Origin of the sequence: Agrococcus sp. UYP10, from assembly GCF_040547205.1 — a bacterium.
GTDB classification, from domain to species: Bacteria; Actinomycetota; Actinomycetes; order Actinomycetales; family Microbacteriaceae; genus Agrococcus; species Agrococcus jenensis.
The window spans coordinates 1,626,415-1,647,042 of the sequence record NZ_JBEPPG010000001.1 but is presented as its reverse complement, the minus strand read 5'-3'; the positions used below and the strand labels follow the sequence as shown (position 1 = coordinate 1,647,042).

18 protein-coding genes are annotated in these 20,628 nt (G+C 73.3%); 4 read left to right on the top strand and 14 right to left on the bottom strand.

Annotation, left to right across the window (positions count from 1 at the left end; genetic code table 11):
- Positions 1–30: 30 nt before the first annotated feature.
- The gene (locus tag ABIB37_RS08165; protein ID WP_354259025.1) at positions 31–849 is read right to left on the bottom strand and encodes a hypothetical protein; all 819 of its coding nucleotides are present in this window, start codon (positions 847–849) and stop codon (positions 31–33) included.
- A gap of 144 nt (positions 850–993) precedes the next feature.
- On the opposite strand from ABIB37_RS08165, the gene ABIB37_RS08160 reads away from it, so the two are divergent.
- Positions 994–2,760 carry an acetyl/propionyl/methylcrotonyl-CoA carboxylase subunit alpha gene (locus tag ABIB37_RS08160; protein ID WP_354259022.1) on the top strand — a complete coding sequence of 589 codons (1,767 nt, stop codon included), beginning with the start codon at positions 994–996 and terminating at the stop codon, positions 2,758–2,760.
- Here ABIB37_RS08160 and ABIB37_RS08155 read toward each other — a convergent pair.
- The 4 genes from ABIB37_RS08155 to ABIB37_RS08140 form a co-directional block, all read right to left on the bottom strand.
- Entirely contained in the window at positions 2,757–3,959 is a 1,203-nt protein-coding gene (locus ABIB37_RS08155; RefSeq protein ID WP_354259020.1) for a DUF6596 domain-containing protein, read from the bottom strand. The genes ABIB37_RS08160 and ABIB37_RS08155 overlap by 4 nt on opposite strands.
- A gap of 46 nt (positions 3,960–4,005) precedes the next feature.
- Positions 4,006–4,380, bottom strand: coding sequence for a YciI family protein (locus ABIB37_RS08150; RefSeq protein WP_354259019.1), 375 nt, complete (start codon positions 4,378–4,380; stop codon positions 4,006–4,008).
- Between the two features lie 102 nt (positions 4,381–4,482).
- A complete protein-coding gene (locus ABIB37_RS08145) occupies positions 4,483–5,922 on the bottom strand; it encodes an NAD(P)H-quinone dehydrogenase (protein ID WP_354261573.1) in 1,440 nt (479 codons plus the stop codon).
- Between the two features lie 41 nt (positions 5,923–5,963).
- Positions 5,964–6,503, bottom strand: a complete 540-nt coding sequence (locus ABIB37_RS08140; protein ID WP_354259016.1) for a YaeQ family protein — start codon at positions 6,501–6,503, stop codon at positions 5,964–5,966.
- A 114-nt stretch (positions 6,504–6,617) separates the two neighbouring features.
- Between ABIB37_RS08140 and ABIB37_RS08135 the strand changes: the two genes are divergently transcribed.
- Together ABIB37_RS08135 and ABIB37_RS08130 are read left to right on the top strand one after the other, a co-directional pair.
- Complete coding sequence (locus ABIB37_RS08135) at positions 6,618–7,463, top strand: purine-nucleoside phosphorylase (protein WP_354259013.1); 846 nt, start codon at positions 6,618–6,620, stop codon at positions 7,461–7,463.
- On the top strand, positions 7,460–9,130 hold the full coding sequence (locus ABIB37_RS08130) for a phospho-sugar mutase (protein ID WP_354259011.1): 1,671 nt from the start codon (positions 7,460–7,462) through the stop codon (positions 9,128–9,130). Before ABIB37_RS08135 ends, ABIB37_RS08130 begins: the two co-directional genes overlap by 4 nt.
- Before the next feature lie 67 nt (positions 9,131–9,197).
- Here the strand turns inward: ABIB37_RS08130 and ABIB37_RS08125 are convergent, their stop codons facing one another.
- From ABIB37_RS08125 to ABIB37_RS08085, 9 genes are all read right to left on the bottom strand, one after another.
- Positions 9,198–9,635 carry a PTS sugar transporter subunit IIA gene (locus tag ABIB37_RS08125; RefSeq protein WP_354259008.1) on the bottom strand — a complete coding sequence of 146 codons (438 nt, stop codon included), beginning with the start codon at positions 9,633–9,635 and terminating at the stop codon, positions 9,198–9,200.
- Entirely contained in the window at positions 9,632–10,738 is a 1,107-nt protein-coding gene (locus tag ABIB37_RS08120) for an adenosine deaminase (RefSeq protein WP_123696097.1), read from the bottom strand. Before ABIB37_RS08120 ends, ABIB37_RS08125 begins: the two co-directional genes overlap by 4 nt.
- Before the next feature lie 61 nt (positions 10,739–10,799).
- Positions 10,800–12,092, bottom strand: a complete 1,293-nt coding sequence (locus tag ABIB37_RS08115) for a thymidine phosphorylase (protein ID WP_354259005.1) — start codon at positions 12,090–12,092, stop codon at positions 10,800–10,802.
- A 108-nt stretch (positions 12,093–12,200) separates the two neighbouring features.
- Complete coding sequence (locus ABIB37_RS08110; protein WP_354259002.1) at positions 12,201–12,614, bottom strand: cytidine deaminase; 414 nt, start codon at positions 12,612–12,614, stop codon at positions 12,201–12,203.
- 9 nt (positions 12,615–12,623) lie between these two features.
- Positions 12,624–13,919, bottom strand: coding sequence for an ABC transporter permease (locus tag ABIB37_RS08105; protein WP_354258999.1), 1,296 nt, complete (start codon positions 13,917–13,919; stop codon positions 12,624–12,626).
- Entirely contained in the window at positions 13,916–15,322 is a 1,407-nt protein-coding gene (locus ABIB37_RS08100; RefSeq protein ID WP_354258997.1) for an ABC transporter permease, read from the bottom strand. Before ABIB37_RS08100 ends, ABIB37_RS08105 begins: the two co-directional genes overlap by 4 nt.
- Positions 15,319–16,845: an ABC transporter ATP-binding protein gene (locus tag ABIB37_RS08095; RefSeq protein WP_354258994.1), complete on the bottom strand. Its 1,527-nt coding sequence runs from the start codon at positions 16,843–16,845 to the stop codon at positions 15,319–15,321. Before ABIB37_RS08095 ends, ABIB37_RS08100 begins: the two co-directional genes overlap by 4 nt.
- Before the next feature lie 132 nt (positions 16,846–16,977).
- Positions 16,978–18,081: a BMP family lipoprotein gene (locus ABIB37_RS08090; RefSeq protein ID WP_354258991.1), complete on the bottom strand. Its 1,104-nt coding sequence runs from the start codon at positions 18,079–18,081 to the stop codon at positions 16,978–16,980.
- A gap of 129 nt (positions 18,082–18,210) precedes the next feature.
- Positions 18,211–19,281 (bottom strand): BMP family lipoprotein, encoded by a 1,071-nt coding sequence (locus ABIB37_RS08085; protein WP_354258988.1) that lies wholly within the window; start codon positions 19,279–19,281, stop codon positions 18,211–18,213.
- Between the two features lie 461 nt (positions 19,282–19,742).
- Between ABIB37_RS08085 and ABIB37_RS08080 the strand changes: the two genes are divergently transcribed.
- Positions 19,743–20,597 (top strand): DUF559 domain-containing protein, encoded by an 855-nt coding sequence (locus tag ABIB37_RS08080; RefSeq protein ID WP_354258986.1) that lies wholly within the window; start codon positions 19,743–19,745, stop codon positions 20,595–20,597.
- Positions 20,598–20,628 lie beyond the last annotated feature (31 nt).

Genomic DNA, 20,628 nt, shown 5'->3' with positions numbered 1-20,628 from the left:
CAGGGGTACACGACGCGGCGTGTCGCCGGGTCACCCCTCCGGGGGCCGCCTGCGGCCCCGGTCGCCCCGCTGCCACGCCTCGGCCGAGCGGGCGATCTCGTGCTGCGCCCTGCCCAGCAGCTCCTGCGCGAGCGTCGCCCAATCGGTGCGGTCCCCGATGCTCGGCTGCCAGTCGCCGGCACCGCGCCGCGCGGCGTGCTCGGCCGCCTCGAACGCGTGCGTCGCGCGCCGCACCGCGTCGCGGTAGGTCGCGAAGTCGCCGGGCGCCATGCGGGCGTCGACGCTCGCGGGCCGCAGCTCGAGCGCGAGCCGCTGCTCGCGCAGGAACTCCTGCAGCGCCGGGGACCTCGCGTCGCTCATCGCCGGGTAGTCGATCGCCTTCGCGGGGTCGGTCTCGTAGGCGATCCAGCGCGCGGTGAGGCGGTCGTGCTCGGCGCGCAGCCGCGCGAGCGGCATGGCCTCGAGCGGTGCGCGGCTCGCGGGCAGGGTCGCGCGCGCCGCCTGCACCGACGCCCGCCGAGCCTTGAGCTCCGCGACCGCGACCTTCACCCCGCGCTCGGCCGCCTGCACGCGTCGCTTGGCCTCGAGCACCGCAGTGAGCCCGACGCGCGCGGCGGCCTGCTCGGCCTGCGTGCGCAGCAGCTCGGCGCGCGCGACCTTGAGGTCCGCGCGCGAGCGGGTGACCGCATCGTGCGCCTGCCGCGCGTCGCGCACGGCCGCGAGCAGCTCGAGCCGGCGGCCGGCGGGCCTGCCGCGCCGCACACCGACCACGCCGAGCGCGCCCGCACCTGCGCCTGCCGGTGCGATCCACCACCACTCGGCGACGAGCGCGAGCACCACGGGGTCCACGGGTCCATGCTAGGTGCGGCGTCCCGCCGCGCACAGGGAGCGACCTCGATCGGTCCGCGGCTGTGGGAAACCGCAAGCGAACCGGGCATTCCTGTGTGCGGTGTGCACGCATCCGTCATGCATCGCCGCCTAGGCTGAGTGACCATGCCCCGCATCACCAAGGTCCTCATCGCCAACCGCGGCGAGATCGCCGTCCGCATCATCCGCGCCGCGCGCGACGCGGGCATCGGCTCGGTCGCGGTCTACGCCGAGCCCGACCGCGATGCGCAGCACGTGCACCTCGCCGACGAGGCCTACTCGCTGACGGGCTCGACGAGCGCCGAGAGCTACCTGGTGATCGACAAGATCCTCTCGGTCGCGCGCCGCTCCGGCGCGGACGCCGTGCACCCCGGCTACGGCTTCCTGGCGGAGAACGCCGACTTCGCCCGCGCGTGCATCGACGCCGGTCTCATCTGGATCGGCCCGAGCCCGACCGCGATCGAGCAGCTGGGCGACAAGGTCTCGGCGCGCCGCATCGCGGAGTCGGTCGGCGCCCCGCTCGCACCGGGCACGATCAACCCGGTCTCGGGCGCCGACGAGGTGCTCGAGTTCGTCGACCAGCACGGCCTCCCGGTCGCGATCAAGGCGGCCTTCGGCGGCGGCGGTCGCGGCCTGAAGGTCGCCCGCACGCGCGAGGAGGTCGCGCAGCAGTTCGACTCCGCGACCCGCGAGGCCGTGGCCGCGTTCGGCCGCGGCGAGTGCTTCGTCGAGAAGTACCTCGACAAGCCGCGGCACGTCGAGACGCAGTGCCTCGCCGACGCGCACGGCACCGTCGTCGTCGTGTCGACCCGCGACTGCTCGCTGCAGCGCCGCCACCAGAAGCTCGTCGAGGAGGCGCCCGCGCCGTTCATCTCGGCCGCGCAGGATGCGGAGCTGCGGCGCGCGTCGAAGGAGATCCTGCGCGCCGCGTCGTACGTGGGCGCCGGCACCTGCGAGTTCCTCATCGGCGCCGACGGCACGATCTCGTTCCTCGAGGTGAACACCCGCCTGCAGGTCGAGCACCCGGTCTCCGAGGAGGTCACGGGCATCGACCTCGTGCGCGAGCAGTTCCGCATCGCCGAGGGCGAGGCGCTCGGCTACGACGACCCGGAGGTGCGCGGGCACTCGATCGAGTTCCGCATCAACGGCGAGGATGCCGGCAGCGGCTTCATGCCCCAGCCCGGCCCGGTGCGCATCTTCCGCGCCCCGACCGGCCCCGGCATCCGCATCGACTCGGGCGTCGTCGCGGGCGATGTCATCGGCGGCAACTTCGACTCGATGCTCGCGAAGCTCATCGTCACCGGCCGGGACCGCGCCGAGGCGCTCGAGCGCTCGCGCCGCGCGCTCGCCGAGTTCGAGGTCGAGGGGCTGCCGACCGTGCTGCCCTTCCACCGACGCATCGTCGACCACCCCGCGTTCGCGCCCGCCGACGGCGCAGCCTTCTCGATCTACACCTCGTGGATCGAGACCGAGTTCGAGAACGACATCCCGGCGTGGGGCGGCGAGCCGGGCGAGCTCGGCGGGCCCGAGCCGCGGCGGACGGTGGTCGTCGAGGCCGACGGCAAGCGCATCGCGGTCTCGATGCCGAAGCAGCTGTTCTCCGACACGAAGGACGCGAAGGGCCCCGCGCCGCGCCGCACGCGAGCCGCGCTCGCCGGCGGTGCCGGGTCGGGCTCGATCGTCTCGCCGATGCAGGCGACCGTCGTGAAGGCCGCGGTCGCCGCGGGCGACCGCGTCGTGGCCGGCGACCTGCTCGTCGTGCTCGAGGCGATGAAGATGGAGCAGCCGCTCTCCTCCCCCATCGACGGCGTCATCAGCGCGATCGACGCGCCGGTCGGCAAGACGGTGCCGTCCGGCCACCTGCTCGTCGCGATCACGCCCGACGCGGGCTAGGCCAGCGCCGCACGACGGCGCGCGAAGGCCGCGAGCGGCGCCGGCAGGGCGTCCGCGAGCGTCGCGTAGCGCGCGGCGGCCTCGGCGCGCTCGCCCCGCTGCCACGCGAGGTCGGCGAGCGCGAGCGACGCGTCGCGGCGCGACGCCTCGGCGCCCTCGTGCTCGAGCCGGGCGAGCGCCGCGGCGACCTCGTCGAGGTCGCCGCCGTCGCGGAGCGCGAGCCTGCCGCGCGCGACCGCTGCCGCGACCCGCGCCGCGGGGCTGGGCCGCAGCGCGACGAGCCGCTCGTGGAGCCCGGCGATCGCCGTCCAGTCGGTCGCGGCCGCCGTCGGCGCCGCGACGTGCAGCGCGGCGATCGACGCCTCGAGCGCGAAGCGCCCGCCGGTCCCCGCCGTCGCGGCCGCGCGCTCGAGGCCGGCGAGCGCGAGCCGCCGGTCCCAGCGCGTGCGGTCGACCTCGTCGAGCGGCAGCGCGACGCCCTCGTCGTCGAAGCGGCCGGGCCGACGCGCGAGCGCCAGCAGCACGACCGCGACGAGCGCCCGCGCCTCCGCGTCGTCGGGCTGGTCGAGCGACGCGGCGGTCGCGAGCGTCAGCGCGCCGCGGCCCAGGTCGTCCGCCGCGGTGTCGGGCTGCAGCGCGTCCCGCTGGCCGACGGCATGGACGGCGGCGACGCACTCGAGCACCGCCGGCAGCCGGGCCCGCCGCTCCAGGCGATCGGGCACGCGGAACGCACCCGCCGCCTCCGCGAGGCCGCGCTTCGCGCGCGTGAGCCGAGCGGATGCCGCGCGAGGGTCGATGCCGAGGTGCCACGCGATCCGGGCCGTGTCGAGCCCGCAGACGAGGCGCAGCGCCAGCACGAGCCGGCTGCCGAAGCCGAGCGCCGGATCGCACGCGACGTGCAGCAGCGCGAGCCGATCGTCGACGCCCGTCCCGCCGGGCACCCGCGCCTCGGCCCGCCGCGCGAGGTCGGGCAGGGCGCGGTCGCGCACGGCGCCCCGGCGCACCCGGTCGAGGTGCAGGCGCCGCCCGACCGTCGTGCACCAGGCGACGAGGTCGTCGATCTCGTCGGGGTGCGCGACGGCGCGGGCGAACGCCTCCGCCGCGAGCTCCTCGCCCTCGTCGATCGATCTGGCGTGCGCGGCGAGCTGCCGCACGACGCTCGGCCATGCGGCCGTGAAGGCATCGTCGGCCGGGCGCACGGGCCCATCGTGGCACGCTGCGACACCGGCTTCCGTCGGGCTTGGCTCAGCCGAAGTCGAAGACCCGCCGCCACTCGATGTGGCCGCCGGTCGGCACCATCACGGCGAGCTGCTTCGCGATCTCGACGTCGTCGGCCTCGATCAGGTAGAAGCCCGTGATGACCTCGTCGCTCTCGATGCTCGCGCCGTCGGTCCACACCGCGTCCTCGAGCTCGCGGCCCTCGGCGCCGGGGCGCACCGTGCCGCCGTGCTTGCGGTGCTGCAGCGCGTTGCCGCCGACGATCCGCGCGCCCAGCTCCTCGACCCGGCGCTCGAACACCTCGAACTCGGGGAACTCGACCGCGATCTGCCCCGGCTGGTCGCCGTAGGCATCCGAGTCCCAGTCGGGCTCGACGATCATGAACATGTACTGGTCGGCCATGGCCGCGTCCTCTCCGTCACGGACTGCGCGTGTCGGCAGTCTCGCATGGGAGACGCACGCGGCCGCCGGGATTCGACATCCCGACCGGAACGCGTCCGCGGGTCAGGGCTCGACGCGGTGCATCGCCCTCGCGGCATCGGAGATCGAGCCGGTGAGCGACGGGAAGACCGGGAAGACGCGCGCGAGCTGGTCGACCGTGAGCCGGTGCTCGAGCGCCATCGTGACGGGGAAGATGAGCTCCGAGGCCTTCGGCGCCACGATGACCCCGCCGATGACCGTGCCGGAGCCGGTGCGGGCGAAGAGCTTCACGAAGCCGTCCTCGACGCCCATCATCTTGGCCCGCGCGTTCGTCGCGAGGTCGATGCGGTACACCTCGCCCTGCGCGATGCCCTCCTCGATCTCGCGCTGCGACCAGCCGACCGTGGCGATCTCGGGCTGGGTGAAGATGTTCGACGCGACCGTGCGCATCGAGATCGGGTCCACGGCGTCGCCGAGCGCGTGGAACATCGCCGTGCGCCCCTGCATCGAGGCGACGGATGCGAGCGGCAGCGCGTCGGCGCAGTCGCCGACCGCGTAGACGTTGGGCAGGTTCGTGCGCGCGACGCGGTTCACGAGGATCGTGCCGGAGTCGGAGAGCTCGATGCCCGCCTCCTCGAGGCCGATGCCCGCGGTGTTCGGGATCGAGCCGACCGCCATGAGGCAGTGCGAGCCCTCGACCGTGCGGCCGTCGGTGAGCGTCACGACGACGCCCGTCTCGGTGCGCTCGACCTTCTCGGCGCGCGACTTCGAGAGCACGTGCATGCCCTGCCGCGTGAAGACCTCCTCGATGACGCCCGCCGCGTCGGCGTCCTCGCCGGGCAGCACCTGGTCGCGGCTCGAGACGAGCGTGACCTCTGCGCCGATGAGGCTGTAGGCGCTCGCGAACTCGGCGCCGGTGACGCCGGAGCCGACGACGATGAGGTGCTCGGGCACCTCCTCGAGGCTGTAGAGCTGCGTCCAGGTGAAGATGCGCTCGCCGTCGGGCATCGCGCTCGGCAGCTGGCGCGGGCGCGCGCCGACCGAGACGACGATGGTGTCGGCCTCGAACTCGTCGAAGTCGGCGCCCTGCTTGCCGGTCGACACGACGACCCGGCCGGGGCCGTCGAGGCGGCCCTCGCCCTGCACGATCGTGACGCCGGCCTTCTCGAGGTCGGCCTTCATGTCGAGCGACTGCTTCGCGGCGAGCGACAGCAGCCGCCGGTTCACCGCGCGCAGGTTGACCGAGACCTCGGGCTTCTGCGGCCGCCCGGAGGCGCCGCGCACCGAGAACTGCACGCCGAGCTGGCTCGCGTCGCGGATCGCCGCCGCCGACTCCGCGGTCGCGATGAGCGACTTCGAGGGCACGACGTCGGTCAGGATCGCGCTGCCGCCCACGCCCGTCCGCTCGATGAGCGTCACCTCGGCGCCGAGCAGGGCGCCCGCGAGCGCCGCCTCATAGCCGCCGGGTCCGCCGCCGATGATCACCACGCGCTGCTTGCGCTCGAATGCACTCACGCGCTCCATCATCCCGCATCCGGAGCCGCCGTCCGATCGGGCGCCCGCGCTCAGCCCGCGCGGCGCTCGTGGACGGCGGTGGAGAGCGTCGTGCCGTTCACCTCGACGTAGAGGGTGCCCTCCGTCACGGACACCGACATCGTCGTCCGCCGGGCCACCGCGTCGGCGACCGCATCGATGAAGCCGGGGTCGAACGAGACGAGCCGCACGTCCTCCGCGCGGTGGATGCGCTTGCCCGACCACCGCCCCGCGACGCGCTCCGGGTCGCGGTGCGTGTACACGACGGCGCGATCGGCCGCCATGCTGCCGCGGTGGATGCGCTCCGCCTCCGGAGCGCCGACCTCGATCCAGGCGGTGAGCGAGCCGGTCAGGTCGCGCGCGACCACCGCGGGCTCGTCGCCGCCCGAGATCCCGTCGCCGAAGGCGATGCCCTCCTCGTGCTCGAGGCAGAGCGCGAGCACGCGCGTGACCATGAACGGGAGCGTCTCGGACGGGTGCTGCGCGACCTTGAGCGACAGCTGCTCGTACACGCCGCGGTCGACGTCGGAGAGCTGGATCTCGAAGGTGTGGATGGTCGCGCCGATGGCCATGGTCGCCGAGCCTACGCGAGCGCCGGGGCGCGCCTCGCGCGCCCGGATGCATGGCGCGGGCACGCGCTGTGCCGCTCACCGCTCGGTGGCGGCGGCGCGCCTAGAGTGGGCGCCATGACGCACGAGCACGACATCCACCCGCTCGACGGCGGCGCCGACCCGCGCGCCGTCGCCCGGCAGGCCGCCGACGACATCCGCCGCATCACCGGCGTCGAGTCGCACGACATCGCCCTCACGCTCGGCTCGGGCTGGGCGAAGGCGGCCGACCTCATCGGCGAGACGACGCACACCATCCCCGCGACCGACGTCACCGGCTTCTCGAAGCCCGCGCTCGAGGGGCACGTGGGCACGCTGCGCTCGATCCTGCTCGACGACGGCCGCCGCGCCCTCGTCATCGGCGCGCGCACCCACTACTACGAGGGCCACGGCGTGCGCCGGGTCGTGCACTCGGTGCGCACCGCGGCCGCGGCCGGCGCATCCGTCATGGTGCTCACGAACGGCGCCGGCGGCATCAAGCCGCACTGGACGCCCGGCCAGCCCGTGCTCATCAGCGACCACATCAACCTCACCGCCGACTCCCCGCTCGAGGGCGCCACCTTCGTCGACCTCACCGACCTGTACGCGCCGCGCCTGCGCGACATCGCGCGATCGGTCGACGGCTCGCTCGACGAGGGCGTCTACGTGCAGTTCCGCGGGCCGCACTACGAGACCCCCGCCGAGGTGCAGATGGCGAAGGCGATCGGCGGCCACATCTGCGGCATGTCGACCGCGCTCGAGGCCATCGCGGCGCGGGAGGCCGGCATGGAGGTGCTCGGGCTCAGCCTCATCACCAACCTCGCCGCGGGCATCCAGACGACACCGCTCTCGCACGCCGAGGTCATCGAGGCGGGCAGGGAGGCGGAGGGCCGCCTCGGACGCCTGCTCGCCGACGTCGTCGCCGCGATCGGCCAGCAGGCATGACCGCGCCCGACGTGCTCGACGCCGCGCGCGCCTGGGCCGCCGACGATCCCGACCCCGAGACGCGCGCCGAGCTCGAGGCCGCCATCGCGGCCGCCGAGGCCGGCGACGAGCTCGCGGTCGCCGCGGTGACGGATGCGTTCCGTGGCCGCCTGCAGTTCGGCACCGCCGGGCTGCGCGGCGCGATCGGCGCGGGCCCGAACCGCATGAACCGGGTGGTGGTCCAGCAGGCGTCGGCCGGGCTCGCCGCCTTCCTGGTCGGCCGCGAGCCGCACCCGTCGATCGTGATCGGCTGGGACGGGCGCCGCGGCTCCGAGGAGTTCGCCCGCGACGCGGCCGAGGTGTTCGCCGGCGCGGGCGTGCGGGCGATCCTGCTGCCGCGCCTGCTGCCGACCCCGGTGACCGCGTTCGCGGTGCGCCACCTGGGCGCGAGCGCGGGCGTCATGGTGACCGCGAGCCACAACCCGCCCGCCGACAACGGCTACAAGGTCTACCTCGGCGGCGCCGACGAGGGCAGCCAGATCGTGCCGCCCGTCGACGGCGAGATCGCCGAGCGGATCGTCGAGGCGGCGGCCGTGCCGGTCGCCGACTACCCGCGCGGCGAGCCGGAGGTCGCGGGCGAGGGCGTGTGGGAGGCGTACGTCGCCGCGACGGCCGCGATCGGCCTGCCGACCGACCAGGACGCCGGATCCGCGCTCACGGTGGTCTACACGCCGCTGCACGGCGTCGGCCTGGAGACGGTCGAGGCGGTGCTCGCCGAGGCCGGCTTCCCGCCCGTCATCGTCGTGCCCGAGCAGGCGGAGCCCGACGGCGCATTCCCGACCGTCGCGTTCCCGAACCCCGAGGAGCCGGGCGCGCTCGACCTCGCCATGGCGCTCGCGACCGAGCGCGGTGCCGACCTCATCCTCGCGAACGACCCCGACGCCGACCGGCTCGCGGTCGCCGTGCCCGACGCCGCTGCGCCCTCGGGCTGGCGGATGCTGACGGGCAACGAGGTGGGCCTGCTGCTCGGCTGGGACGCGGCTCGCGCGGCCCGCGGGCGCGGCGTGCTCGCCGCATCCATCGTCTCCTCCCCCGGCCTCGGCACGATCGCCGAGGCGCACGGGCTGCGCTTCGTGCAGACGCTCACGGGCTTCAAGTGGGTCTCGCGCGTGCCCGACCTCACCTTCGGCTTCGAGGAGGCGCTCGGCTACCTCGTGAACCCGGGCACCGTGCGCGACAAGGACGGCGTCTCGGCGCTCGTGCGGGTGCTCACGCTCGCCGCAGAGCTGCACGAGCGCGGCTCGTCGCTCACCGAGGAGCTGCTCGCGCTCGCCGGTGAGTTCGGCGCGTTCGAGTCGGGCCAGGTGAGCGTGCGCGTGACGGATCTCGCACGCATCCCGGCGACCATGGCCGCGCTGCGGGCGACGCCGCCGGCCGAGCTCGCGGGCTCCGCGGTGCTCGCCGCCGACGACCTGTCGCTGCCCGAGCACGGCGAGATCGGCGACATCCTGCGCTTCACCCTCGACGACGGCTCGCGCGTGATGGTGCGGCCGAGCGGCACCGAGCCCAAGGTCAAGGTCTACATCGACGCGATGTCGGCCGAGGGCGCACCGGCCCAGCGCGTGCGCGCGGCGCGCGCCCGCGTCGCGGCGATCGCCGAGGCGGTGCGCCCCCTCCTCGGGGCCTGACGCTCGACGTCGCCTGTGGTCGCTGAGCCGCGCATGCGCGTCGGACGACCACCGGCGACGTCGAGGACTAGCTGCGGAGGGCGGCGATCGCCTCGTCGCGCGTGGTGGCGGCCGCGAGCGCGTCGGTGACGCCGGATCCGTCGAGCGCGTTCGCGAGCTCGGCGAGCATCCGGAGGTGCTGCCGCGCGCTCGTCGCCGCGAGGCCGATGACGACGCGCACCGGGTCGTTGTGCGGGTGGCCGAACGCCACCGGCTCGTCGAGCACCACGATCGCGAGCGCATCGCGCCGCACGACGCCGCTCGCCTTGGCGTGCGGCACCGCGACGCCCGGGGCGACGACGCAGTACGGCCCCGCCGACTCGATCTGCTGCACGAGCTCCTCGACGTAGGCCCGCCCCACGGCGCTCGCCGTCACGAGGTCGACGCCCGCCGCGCGCACGGCCGCGCGCCAGTCGTCGGCGTGCACCCCTGGCGAGAAGGTGGCCTCGTCGAGCGGCAGGCTCATCGCAGGTCGTCGAACCCGTCGGCGATCTCGTCCGCCAGCTCCTCGCGCTCCTCGAACGAGCAGAACGCGCTCGCCGCGGCGTTCTGCGTCACCTGCTCGAGGTCGTCGAGGTCCCACTCGAAGGCGTCGACCAGCAGCCCGAGCTCGCGCGTGAGCGTCGTGCCCGACTGCAGGCGGTTGTCGACGTTGACGGTGACGCAGAAGCCCAGCTGGTGCAGGAGGTCGATCGGGTGGTCCTCGAGCGCGGTGCCCCACTGCGCGATCGTGCCGGTCTGCAGGTTGGAGGACGGGCTCACCTCGAGGGCGATCTGCCGGTCCTTCACCCACTCGGCGACCTCGCCGAGGCGCACGACGACCGCGTCGTCGGTCTCCTCCTCGACGTGGATGTCCTCCGCGATGCGGGTGCCGTGCCCCAGCCGCAGCGCGCGGCCCGAGAACAGCGCGTCGGCGATGCTCGCGATGCCATCGCCCTCGCCCGCGTGGACGGTGGCCGGGAAGTGTGCGCGCGCGAGGATGTCGAAGGCCGACTGCATGCGCGACGCGGGGAAGCCCGCCTCGGGGCCGGCGATGTCGAAGCCGACCGCGCCGCGATCGCGGTGCCGCAGGGCGAGCTCAGCGATCTCGTCGCCGCGGTCGAGGTGGCGCATCGCGCTGACCAGCTGCCCGACGCGGATGCGACCGCCGTGCGTCGCCACGAGCGCGATGGCCTCCTCGATGCCGGCCTGCACCGCCTCGACCGCCGCGTCGAGCGTCAGGCCGCGCTGCAGGTGCTGCTCGGGCGCCCAGCGGATCTCGCCGTAGATCACGCCGTCCTCGGCGAGGTCGAGCACGAACTCCTTCGCGACGCGGTGCAGGCCGTGCTCGGTCTGCATCACCGCGGTCGTGATGTCGAACGTCTTCAGGTACTCGGGCAGCGAGCCGGAGTTCGACTGCTGGGCGAACCACGCGCCGAGCGACGCGGCGTCGCTCGCGGGCAGCTCGAGCCCGATCTCGTCGGCCAGCTCGAGGATGGTCTGCGGTCGCAGTCCGCCGTCGAGGTGGTCGTGGAGGCTGACCTTTGGCAGCGTCTGGATGTCGACGCCGTCGACCTCGTAGCGGCTCATCTCGTCCCCGTCGTCGGTTCCTGCAGGACCTCGATCGTACCTGCCGCGGATGTCGACGGGATCAGGCGCCGATCCGCTCGCGCACGATCGGCGGGACCGGCACCTCGGTGCCCGGCGCGGCGAGCTCCCACGCGCCCTCGAGCGCCTCGAGCGCGCGCGGGATGCGGGTGGCGTCGTCGGCCGAGATCGTCCAGAGCGGGTCGCCCTTCCGCACCGCGTCGCCCGGCTTCACGTGCAGGTCGATGCCCGCAGCGTGCACGACGGGGTCGCTCGCGCGGGCGCGGCCGGCGCCGAGCCGCCACGCGGCGATGCCGAACGGCAGCGCCTCCTGGCGGGCGAGCACGCCGTCGGCCTCGGCGACGACCGTGTGCGTCTCGTTCGCGGTCGGCAGCGCTGCATCCGGGTCGCCGCCCTGTGCGACGACGAAGCGCCGCCAGACGTCCATCGCGCGGCCGTCGGCGAGCGCCGCCTCGACGTCGGCGTCGGGCTGCCCCACCGCGTCGAGCATCTCGCGCGCGAGCGCGACGGTGAGCTCGACGATGTCGGCGGGGCCGCCGCCGGCGAGCACCTCGACCGACTCCCGCACCTCGTTGGCGTTGCCGATCGCGAGGCCGAGCGGCGTGTCCATCGCGGTGAGCAGCGCACGCGTCTCGACGCCCGCGTCGCGGCCCAGCTCGACCATCGTGAGCGCGAGCTCGCGCGCGCGCTCGAACTCCTGCATGAACGCGCCGGAGCCGAACTTCACGTCGAGCACGAGCGCGCCGGTGCCCTCCGCGATCTTCTTCGACATGATCGAGGATGCGATGAGCGGGATGGCCTCGACGGTGCCGGTGATGTCGCGGAGCGCGTAGAGCCGCTTGTCGGCGGGCGCGAGTCCGGCGCCGGCCGCGCAGATGACGCCGCCGACGGTGCGCAGCTGCTCGAGCATCTGCTGGTTCGAGAGGTCGGCGCGCCACCCGGGGATGGACTCGAGCTTGTCGAGCGTGCCGCCGGTGTGGCCGAGGCCGCGCCCCGACAGCTGCGGCACGGCGGCGCCGAAGGCCGCGACGAGCGGCATGAGCGGCAGCGTGATCTTGTCGCCGACGCCGCCGGTCGAGTGCTTGTCGACGGTGGGGGCGTCGAGCGACGAGAAGTCCATCCGCTCGCCCGAGGCGATCATGGCCATCGTCAGGTCGTGGATCTCGCGGCGGTCCATGCCGTTCAGCAGGATCGCCATCGCGAGCGCCGCCATCTGCGGGTCCTCGACGTAGCCGCGCGTGTAGGCGTCGACGAGCCAGTCGATCTGCGCCGTGCCGAGGCTGCCCCGGTCGCGCTTCGTGCGGATGATGTCGACGACGTCGAACGCCTCAGCCATGCTGCTCCTCGCCTCGCCCGACCGCGCGGTCGGGCTCTCGTGGTGGTCCCTGCATCCTCGACCCAAGCACATCCGCGCCGGGAGGCCCGTGCTGCCCGGGCCGGATGGTCAGGCGTCGCGGGTCGCCGCGTAGTCGTCGAGCTCCCGCGGGCCGAACGCATCCGGGAGCACCTGGTCGATCGAGCGGATGCCGCTGACGGTGTCGAGGAGCATGCCGGGCGCCGCGTGCTCCGACAGCAGCTGGCGGCAGCGGCCGCACGGCATGAGCCGCTCGCCCGCGCCGTTCACGCACGCGAACGCCACCAGCCGGCCGCCGCCGCCCATCACGAGCTCGCTCACGAGCGAGCACTCCGCGCACAGCGTCACGCCGTAGGCGGCGTTCTCGATGTTCGCGCCGGTGATGAGGCGGCCGTCGTCGACGAGCGCCGCCGCGCCCACCGGGAAGCCCGAGTAGGGCGCGTAGGCCTTCGCGGCCGCGCCAACGGCGGCGCCGTGCAGCGCCGGCCAGTCGATGTCGCGCATGCTCACGTCCTATTGCTTGATGTACGGCTTGCCGCTCGCCGCCGGCGCCCGCGACTGGCCGATGAAGCCCGCGACCGCGAGGAGCGTGACGACGTACGGGAGCATGAGCATGAACTCGCTCGGCACCGGGGAGCCGATCGCGCCGAGCGTCTGCTGCAGCGCCGATGCGAAGCCGAACAGCAGCGCCGCCGCGGTCGCCTTGATCGGGTGCCACTGGCCGAAGATCACCGCGGCGAGCGCGATGTAGCCGAGGCCCGCCGTCATCTCGCGCGTGAACGAGCCGTTCGAGTCGAGCGTGAAGTACGCGCCGCCGAGGCCCGCGACCGCACCGGCGAGCGAGACGTTCCAGAAGCGCAGCCGGTTGACCTTGATGCCGACGGTGTCGGCAGCCATCGGGTGCTCGCCGATCGCGCGCAGGCGGAGGCCCCAGGTGGTCTTGAAGAGGCCCCACGCGATGAGCGGCACGGCGATGTACATCGCGTAGACGATGATCGACTGGTTGAAGAGGGCGGGTCCCAGCAGCGGGATGCCCTCGAGCAGCGGGATCGGGAGCTTCGGCAGGCGGTCGGGCGAGTTGAGCGCCTCGTTGTCGGTGAGCACCGACGAGTAGAAGAAGTTCGTGAGCCCGGCGACGAGCACGTTGAGCACGACGCCGACGATGACCTGCTCGACGAAGTACCGGATCGCGAAGACCGCGAGCACCATCGAGATGAGCACGCTCGCGAGCATCGCGGCGAGCACGCCGACGATGGTGCTGCCGGTCGCGGAGGCGACCACCGCGCCGGTGAAGGCGCCACCGAGCAGCTGCGCCTCGATCGCGATGTTCACGACGCCCGCGCGCTCGGAGATGACACCGCCCATGGCGCCGAAGATGAGCGGCACCGAGAGGCCGACGGTCGCGAACAGCAGGCCGGCGATCGGGATCATCGACCCTGCGCCGGCCCAGCTGAGGAAGCCGACGACGAACAGCAGGCCGAAGACGACCGGCAGCCAGGCGCCGACGCGGCGCGCGGAGGCCGCGGCCCAGAACGCGAACGCGGTGAGCGCCGCGAGCACGAGCGCGATGACGATGCCGGTCGGGCGCGACGGGAGCACCGCATCCGGGAGCGCGATGAAGTCGCCGGAGTCGGCGAGCCGGAGCGTCGCGCTGCCGTCGCGGCCGAGCCCGATCATGAGGATCGCGGCGACGACGGTGAGCACGGCGTAGGCGACGGGCGCCTTCCAGTGCCGGACGACGGCGCGCTCGAGCTCGACCGTCTGGACGGGCGCAGGCGACTGCGCGTCGATGGGCTGCTGCGTGCTCACGCCTGCTCCCCCTTCGTCTGGGTCGCGGCGGCGAGCGCGGCCTCGTCGCGGCGCTGGCGGCGCGACTTCCTGCCGGGCTGCGGCAGGCCGAACATCGCGCGCACGAGCGGCGGGGCCGCGATGAAGAGCACGATGAACGACTGCACGACGAGGATGATGTCGATCGGCACGCCCTCGGCGGCCTGCATGCGGAAGCCGCCCGCCTTGAACGCGCCGAAGAGCAGACCGGCGAAGAACGTGCCCCACGGGGTGGAGCCGCCGAGCAGCGCGACCGTGATCGCGTCGAAGCCGATGCCCGCGTCGATGCCGGAGGTGAAGCCGGTCGTGACCGCGCCCGTCACCTGCTGGGCGCCCGCGAGGCCCATGAAGCCGCCCGAGAACAGCATCGCGAGCACCGTGATGCGCCGCACGTCCATGCCGGCGTTGAGGGCGGCGTTGGCGTTGAAGCCGACCGCGCGGAACTGGAAGCCGAGGCTCGAGCGGTTGATGAGCCACGAGCAGAAGATCACCGCGGCGACCGAGAGCACGAAGCCCCAGTGCAGCGTGAACGGCGGGCCGAACATCGATGGCAGCGTCGCCGACGGCGGCATGGGCGGGGAGATCGGGTTGTTGCTGCCCGGGTTCTGCAGCAGGCCCGGGGTGCGCAGCATCCAGGTGATGAACCAGAGCGCGACGAAGTTGAGCATGATCGTGACGATCACCTCGTGCGCGCCGGTGAACGCCTTGAGCGCACCGGCGATGCCACCCCAGATCGCGCCGGCGGCGATGCCGACGGCGATCGCGACGAGCACGTGGAGCACGGGCGGCAGCTCGAACGAGAAGCCGACCCAGCCCGCCGCCGCGGCGGCCCACAGCATCTGGCCGCGGCCGCCGATGTTGAACAGCCCGACGCGGAAGGCGAGCGCGACGCCGAGGCCCGCGGCGATGAGCGGGGTGGCGAAGTTCAGCGTGTCGGTGAGCGGCTTGATGAGCTGCGCGAAGCCGGCGTCGGCGCGCGACAGGTTGAGGATCGAGCCCTGGAAGAGCGCCGAGTACGCGCCGAAGACGGCATCCCAGGCGGCGCCGAGCATGTCGCCGGGGCGGGCGAAGAAGTAGCCGCTCGTCTCCTGCACGCGCTCGTCGGTCGCGGCGATGAGGATGCCGCCGACGACGAGCGAGGTGAGGATCGCGAGCACCGCCATGACGAGGTTGCCCCCCATGATGCGGCGGAAGGCGCCGCCCCAGGGGTCGTCGTCCTCGACCGTGCGGTCGTCGGTCGGCACGACCGCCGCGGGTGCCGCGACCTCCGCGACCTCGGGCGCGTGGACGACGGCCGGCGCGGATCCGGAGTCGGGCGAGCCGCCCGGGCGCTGCGGCGGGTCGGGCTGGATCGGGTCGTCGCCGTCGAGCGGTCGTTCGTTCACGCTGCGGCTCCTTCGAGGTGGGCGGGGCGCTCGCCGGCCATCATGAGGCCGAGCGTGTCGCGGCTGGTGTCCGCGGGCACGATGCCCACGATGCCGCCCCGGTACATGACCGCGATGCGGTCGGCGAGCCCGACGACCTCGTCGAGCTCGGTCGAGACGACGATCACCGGGATGCCGGCGTCGCGCGTCGCGATGATCTGGCTGTGCACGAACTCGATCGAGCCGACGTCGAGGCCGCGAGTGGGCTGCGAGGCGACGAAGAGCGCGAGCGGCCGGCCGAGCTCGCGCGCGAGCACGACCTTCTGCTGGTTGCCGCCCGAGAGGGTGCCGACGTGCGTGTCGATCCCCTGCGCGCGGATGTCGAAGGCACCGAGCTTCTCGTCGGCGAACGCGTCGCGCGACCCCCGGTCGACCGTGCCGGCCTTGATGAACGGGGCGCCGCGGTAGCGGTCGAGCATGAGGTTCTCGGCGATCGAGAAGTCGCCGACGAGCCCGTCGACCTTGCGGTCCTCGGGCACGAAGCCGACACCGGCGTCGAGCACCTCGCGCACCGAGTCGCCCAGCAGCTCGTTGCCGTTGAGGTCGATCGAGCCCTTGGCCCGCGACTGGAGGCCGAGGATGGCCTCTGTGAGCTCGGTCTGCCCGTTGCCCTGGACGCCGGCGATGCAGAGCACCTCGCCGCCGTGCACCGTGAACGAGACGTCGTTGACGACCTTCTGGCCGATCGCGTCGAGCACGGTCAGGCCGGAGACGGTGAGCAGGTTGTCGGTGAGCACCGGCGGGCTCTTCTGCACGGTCAGCTCGACCGGGCGGCCGACCATCATCGACGCGAGCTCGGTGCTCGTCGACGTGGGGCTCGCCTCGCCGACCACCTTGCCCAGGCGGATGACGGTGATGCGGTCGGCGATCGCGCGCACCTCGCGCAGCTTGTGCGTGATGAAGACGATCGCGGTGCCCTCGTCGCGGAGCTGCTGCATGATCGCCATGAGCTCGTCGGTCTCCTGCGGCGTCAGCACGGCGGTGGGCTCGTCGAAGACCAGCACCTTCGCGTCCTGCGACAGCGCCTTGATGATCTCGACGCGCTGCTGGACGCCGACGGGCAGGTCCTCGATCTTCGCGTCGGGGTCGACGTGGAAGCCGAAGCGCTGCGAGATCTCGCGCACCTTCTGCTTCGCGCCGGCGAGGCCGCCGAGCGCCTTCTCGTGGCCGAGCAGCACGTTCTCGGCGACGGTGAACACGGGGATGAGCATGAAGTGCTGGTGCACCATGCCGATGCCGGCGTGCATGGCATCGCCGGGTCCTGCGAAGCGCTGCGGTGCGCCGTCGAGCAGGATCTCGCCCTCGTCGGCCTGGTAGAGGCCGTAGAGCACGTTCATGAGGGTCGACTTGCCTGCGCCGTTCTCACCGAGCAGGCAGTGGATCTCGCCGGCCTTGACCTCGAGGTCGATGTGATCGTTGGCGGTGAGCGCGCCGAAGCGCTTCGTGATGCCACGAAGCTGGAGGGTCGAGTGCGGGGCGGTCATGGTGCCTTCCTTCGACGGCGCTGACGACTCATGAATCTAGCCGGAACGGCGCATCCGGCGCGCGCTCCTGTGCCGCTCACGCGTGTGGGGGCCGGCCGGAGCCGACCCCCACGCGCATGCGCTGGCCTGTGACTACGGGCTGGCGGGCGACTCGACCGTGATCTCGCCGGCGATGATCGCCTCGCGGATGTCGTCGAGCTGCGACTGCAGCTCGGGGTCGACCGAACCCTCGAAGTCGTGGAACGGCGCGAGGCCGACACCGTCGTTCTCGAGCGTGCCGACGTACGGCTCGCTGGAGAACTCGCCGGCCGCAGCCTGCTCGACGACCGTCTGGACGCCCGTCGACATGCCCTTGAGCACCGAGGTGAGGAAGAGGTCGGCGTTGTCGGGCGAGGTCTCGTAGAGGTCGGCGTCCACGCCGATCATCACGATGCCCGAGTCGTCGCCCTGGTCGCGGATGGCCTCAGCTGCCGACAGGAAGATGGGGCCGCCGACCGGCATGAGCACGTCCGCGCCCTGGCCGATGAAGGTCTCCGCCATGGCCTTCGCCTCGACGCCGGCGGCGAAGCCACCGGTGAACGAGCCGGACTGCGCCTCGGCGTCCCAGCCGAGCACCTGCACGTCGGTGCCGTTCTGCTCGTTGTAGTACTCGGCGCCCTCGACGAAGCCGTCCATGAAGATCGTCACCGGCGGGATCTGGAGGCCGCCCCAGGTGGCGATGGTGCCCGACTCGGTGTACGAGGCGGCGGCGTAGCCGGCCAGGAACGCGGCCTGCGCCGTGTCGTAGACGATCGGCTGCACGTTGTCCGCCGTCACCGACTGGTCGTCGATGATCGCGAAGTTGATGTCCGGGTTCGCGGTCGCTGCGGCACCCGTGGCCTCGGCGAGCTGGAAGCCGACCGAGACGACCATGTTGCAGCCCTCGGCGATGACGCTGTCGAGGTTCGGCGCGTAGTCGGCGGGCGAGGCGGACTCGACCTCGATCGGCTCGACGCCCAGGCCCTCGGCCGCGGCACGGAGGCCCTCGGCGCCGAGCTGGTTGAACGAGCGGTCGTCGAAGCCGCCCTCGTCGGAGACGATGCAGGGCTGGATGTCGGTGGTCGGGGCCGCGGACTCGGAGCCGGCCGGCTCGGAGCCGGTGGGGGCCTCCGGCGCTGCGGCGCAGCCTGCGAGCAGGAGCGCCGCGCCGATGGCGATGACGCCGCCGCGCGCGGCGGAACGGTTGAACTTCCTCAAGGGATCCTCCAGTGCAAAGGATGCTCGCCGCGACGCGGCTGAGCGCATGATGGTTGAGCATAGGGCCGCCCGAACAGCGTCAGCGCACCGATCGCGCCACCGAAACGCAATCGTTGCAAACCCGTCACGTCACGGGCTCGAGGGCGACTCCACCGTGATCTCGCCGGCGATGATCTGCTCCCGCAGCGCCTCGAGCTCGGCCTTCGTCTCGTCGCTCACGCGGGCGTCGAGGTCGTGGAACGGGGCGATGTCGACGCCGCCGTTCTCGAGCGTGCCGATGATCGGCTCGTCCGAGAGCGTGCCGTCGAGCGCGTCGCTCACGGCGCCCACCACGGCATCCTCGGTGTTCTTCAGCACGCTCGTCAGCAGCAGCGGGCGGAACTCCTCGGGGAGCGTGTCGTAGCCGTCGTTGTCGACCCAGAGCACGAGCGCGGTGCCGCCGGCGTCGAGCGAGGCGCGGAAGGCGCCCTCCCCGACCTGGCCGGCGACGGGCAGGATCACGTCGGCGCCCTGCGCGATGAACGCCTGCGTCTGCGTCTGGCCGAGCTGCACGTTCTCGAAGTCGCCGGTGAAGGTGCCGTCCTGCGTCTCCGGGTCCCAGCCGAGCAGCCGCACCTCGGTGCCCTTGGCCTCGTTGTGGGCCTCGATGCCGGCGGCGAAGCCGTCCATGAAGAGGGTGACCGGCGGCTGGTTGCCGCCGCCGAAGGTGGCGACGATGCCGGTCTCGCTCACGGATGCGGCCGCGTAGCCCGCGAGGTACGCCGCCTGCGCGGTGTCGAAGACGATCGAGCGCACGTTGGGGCCCTCGACGATCTCGTCGACGATCGCGAACTGCACGTCGGGGTTGTCCGCCGCCTGCTCCTCGGTCGCGGCGGCGAGCTCGAAGCCGACGGTCAGCACGAAGCCGCAGCCGGTGTCGACCGCCGCCTGCACGTTGGGCGCGAGGTCGCTCTCGGAGGTGGAGACGAGCACGTTCGCCTCGATGCCGAGCTCCTCCTGCGCGCGCTCCATGCCGGCCCAGCTCGTCTCGTTGAACGAGCGGTCGTTGAGGCCGCCGGAGTTCGTCACCATCTGGGCGCACTCGAGCGCCTGCTCGGGCGCTTCGGAGCCTGCGGTCTCGGTGGCGGCGGGCGGCGGCGTGGCGCAGCCCGCGAGGAGGACGAGCGCGGCGAGCGCGGGCAGGGCGAGCGTGCGGGACACGGGGACTCCTTCGAGCGGGTGACCGAATCGTAGCCCGGCGCCCGTGCGCCCGCGCGCACCCGCCGCGGCCACGCGGCTCCCCCGTGCGCTCGATCGGTCAGAGCGCGGCACGGAGCGGGATGGATGCACGGCGGGCGGCTCAGCCCGATCTGTCTCACGCCGGCGGAGGTCGGCGGCGCGCGTCACCCCGTGCGCTCGATCGGTCAGAGCGCGGCGCGGAGCGGGATGGATGCCCGGCGGGCGGCTCAGCCCGATCGAGCTCGCGCGCACCCCGGCGGAGATCGGCGGCGCGCGCGGCCCGTGCGTTCGATCGGTCACAGCGCGATGCGGGGCGGGATGGGCGGGCGGCGGGCGGTTCAGCCCGATCGGGCTCCCGCGCCCCCGGTGGCCCCGGCGGGCGCCATCCACAGCCACCGGCCGGAGCGCCCCGGCGCAGCCGGGACGAGCCGCACACTCCCGGCATGGATGCGAGCGAGCTCTTCCGCAGGGCGCTCGGCGTCCTCACGACCGCGCAGCTGCTCGACGCCGGTGTCACGAGGCGCGAGATCGATGCCTCCATCGGCGCGGGCCGGGTCGAGCGCGTGCGACGTGGCTGGATCGCGTGGCAGCCCGACCCGATGGCGCTCTCAGCCGTGCGCGAGGATGGCTGCGTCAGCTGCCTCAGCGCGATGGAGTCACTCGGGGCGTGGCAGCCCCGGCATTCGCGCGGTCACATCCGCCGCGCGGATGGGCAGCGCGATCGAAGGGGATCAGACGAGAAGGGCTGTCGTCCCTACGGACCGAACCCGCCGGTGCGCGCCTCGGTGGACGACCTCGAGACCGCGTTCCGGTGCGCGCTCCGGTGCGCCGATGCGGAGCAGCTGATCGCCGTGGCCGACTCGATTGTGCACCGCGAGCTCGCGACGCTGGACGACCTGCGCGAGTGGGCCACCGACGCGCCGAAGGAGATCCGCGCCCTACTGGACCGCGTCGAGCCGCTGTCGGAGGCCGGCACCGAGTCGATGGTGCGGGTGCGCCTCTCCGCGCGCGGGGTCCACCTCCGCGTCCAGGTCCGGATCGGGCGCCGTCGCGTCGACCTGCTGATCGGCGATCGGCTCATCATCGAGTGCGACTCGACGACCTACCACGCGGATCCCGAGGCCTTCCAGCGCGATCGGCGCACCGACCGCGTCCATGTCGCGCAGGGCTACCTGGTGATCAGGCTGACATGGGAGCAGATCCACGACGAGTGGCCGGCGATCGAGCACGACATCTTTGCGATCGTGCGCCGCGGCGATCACCGCTGGCCCGGCCGCCTTCGTCCCGGGCGAGCGTGAGCTCGGTCGGGCTGACCGCGTGGCCAGCCCC

Bases quoted from the DNA above. Each gene is read 5' to 3' on its own strand.
- ABIB37_RS08140 (WP_354259016.1), bottom strand. From the start codon at position 6,503: ATGGCCATCGGCGCGACCATCCACACCTTCGAGATCCAGCTCTCCGAC.
- ABIB37_RS08115 (WP_354259005.1), bottom strand. From the start codon at position 12,092: ATGGCTGAGGCGTTCGACGTCGTCGACATCATCCGCACGAAGCGCGAC.
- ABIB37_RS08160 (WP_354259022.1), top strand. From the start codon at position 994: ATGCCCCGCATCACCAAGGTCCTCATCGCCAACCGCGGCGAGATCGCC.
- ABIB37_RS08120 (WP_123696097.1), bottom strand. From the start codon at position 10,738: ATGAGCCGCTACGAGGTCGACGGCGTCGACATCCAGACGCTGCCAAAG.
- ABIB37_RS08080 (WP_354258986.1), top strand. From the start codon at position 19,743: ATGGATGCGAGCGAGCTCTTCCGCAGGGCGCTCGGCGTCCTCACGACC.
- ABIB37_RS08095 (WP_354258994.1), bottom strand. From the start codon at position 16,845: ATGACCGCCCCGCACTCGACCCTCCAGCTTCGTGGCATCACGAAGCGC.
- ABIB37_RS08145 (WP_354261573.1), bottom strand. From the start codon at position 5,922: ATGGAGCGCGTGAGTGCATTCGAGCGCAAGCAGCGCGTGGTGATCATC.
- ABIB37_RS08110 (WP_354259002.1), bottom strand. From the start codon at position 12,614: ATGCGCGACATCGACTGGCCGGCGCTGCACGGCGCCGCCGTTGGCGCG.
- ABIB37_RS08135 (WP_354259013.1), top strand. From the start codon at position 6,618: ATGACGCACGAGCACGACATCCACCCGCTCGACGGCGGCGCCGACCCG.
- ABIB37_RS08130 (WP_354259011.1), top strand. From the start codon at position 7,460: ATGACCGCGCCCGACGTGCTCGACGCCGCGCGCGCCTGGGCCGCCGAC.
- ABIB37_RS08150 (WP_354259019.1), bottom strand. From the start codon at position 4,380: ATGGCCGACCAGTACATGTTCATGATCGTCGAGCCCGACTGGGACTCG.
- ABIB37_RS08125 (WP_354259008.1), bottom strand. From the start codon at position 9,635: ATGAGCCTGCCGCTCGACGAGGCCACCTTCTCGCCAGGGGTGCACGCC.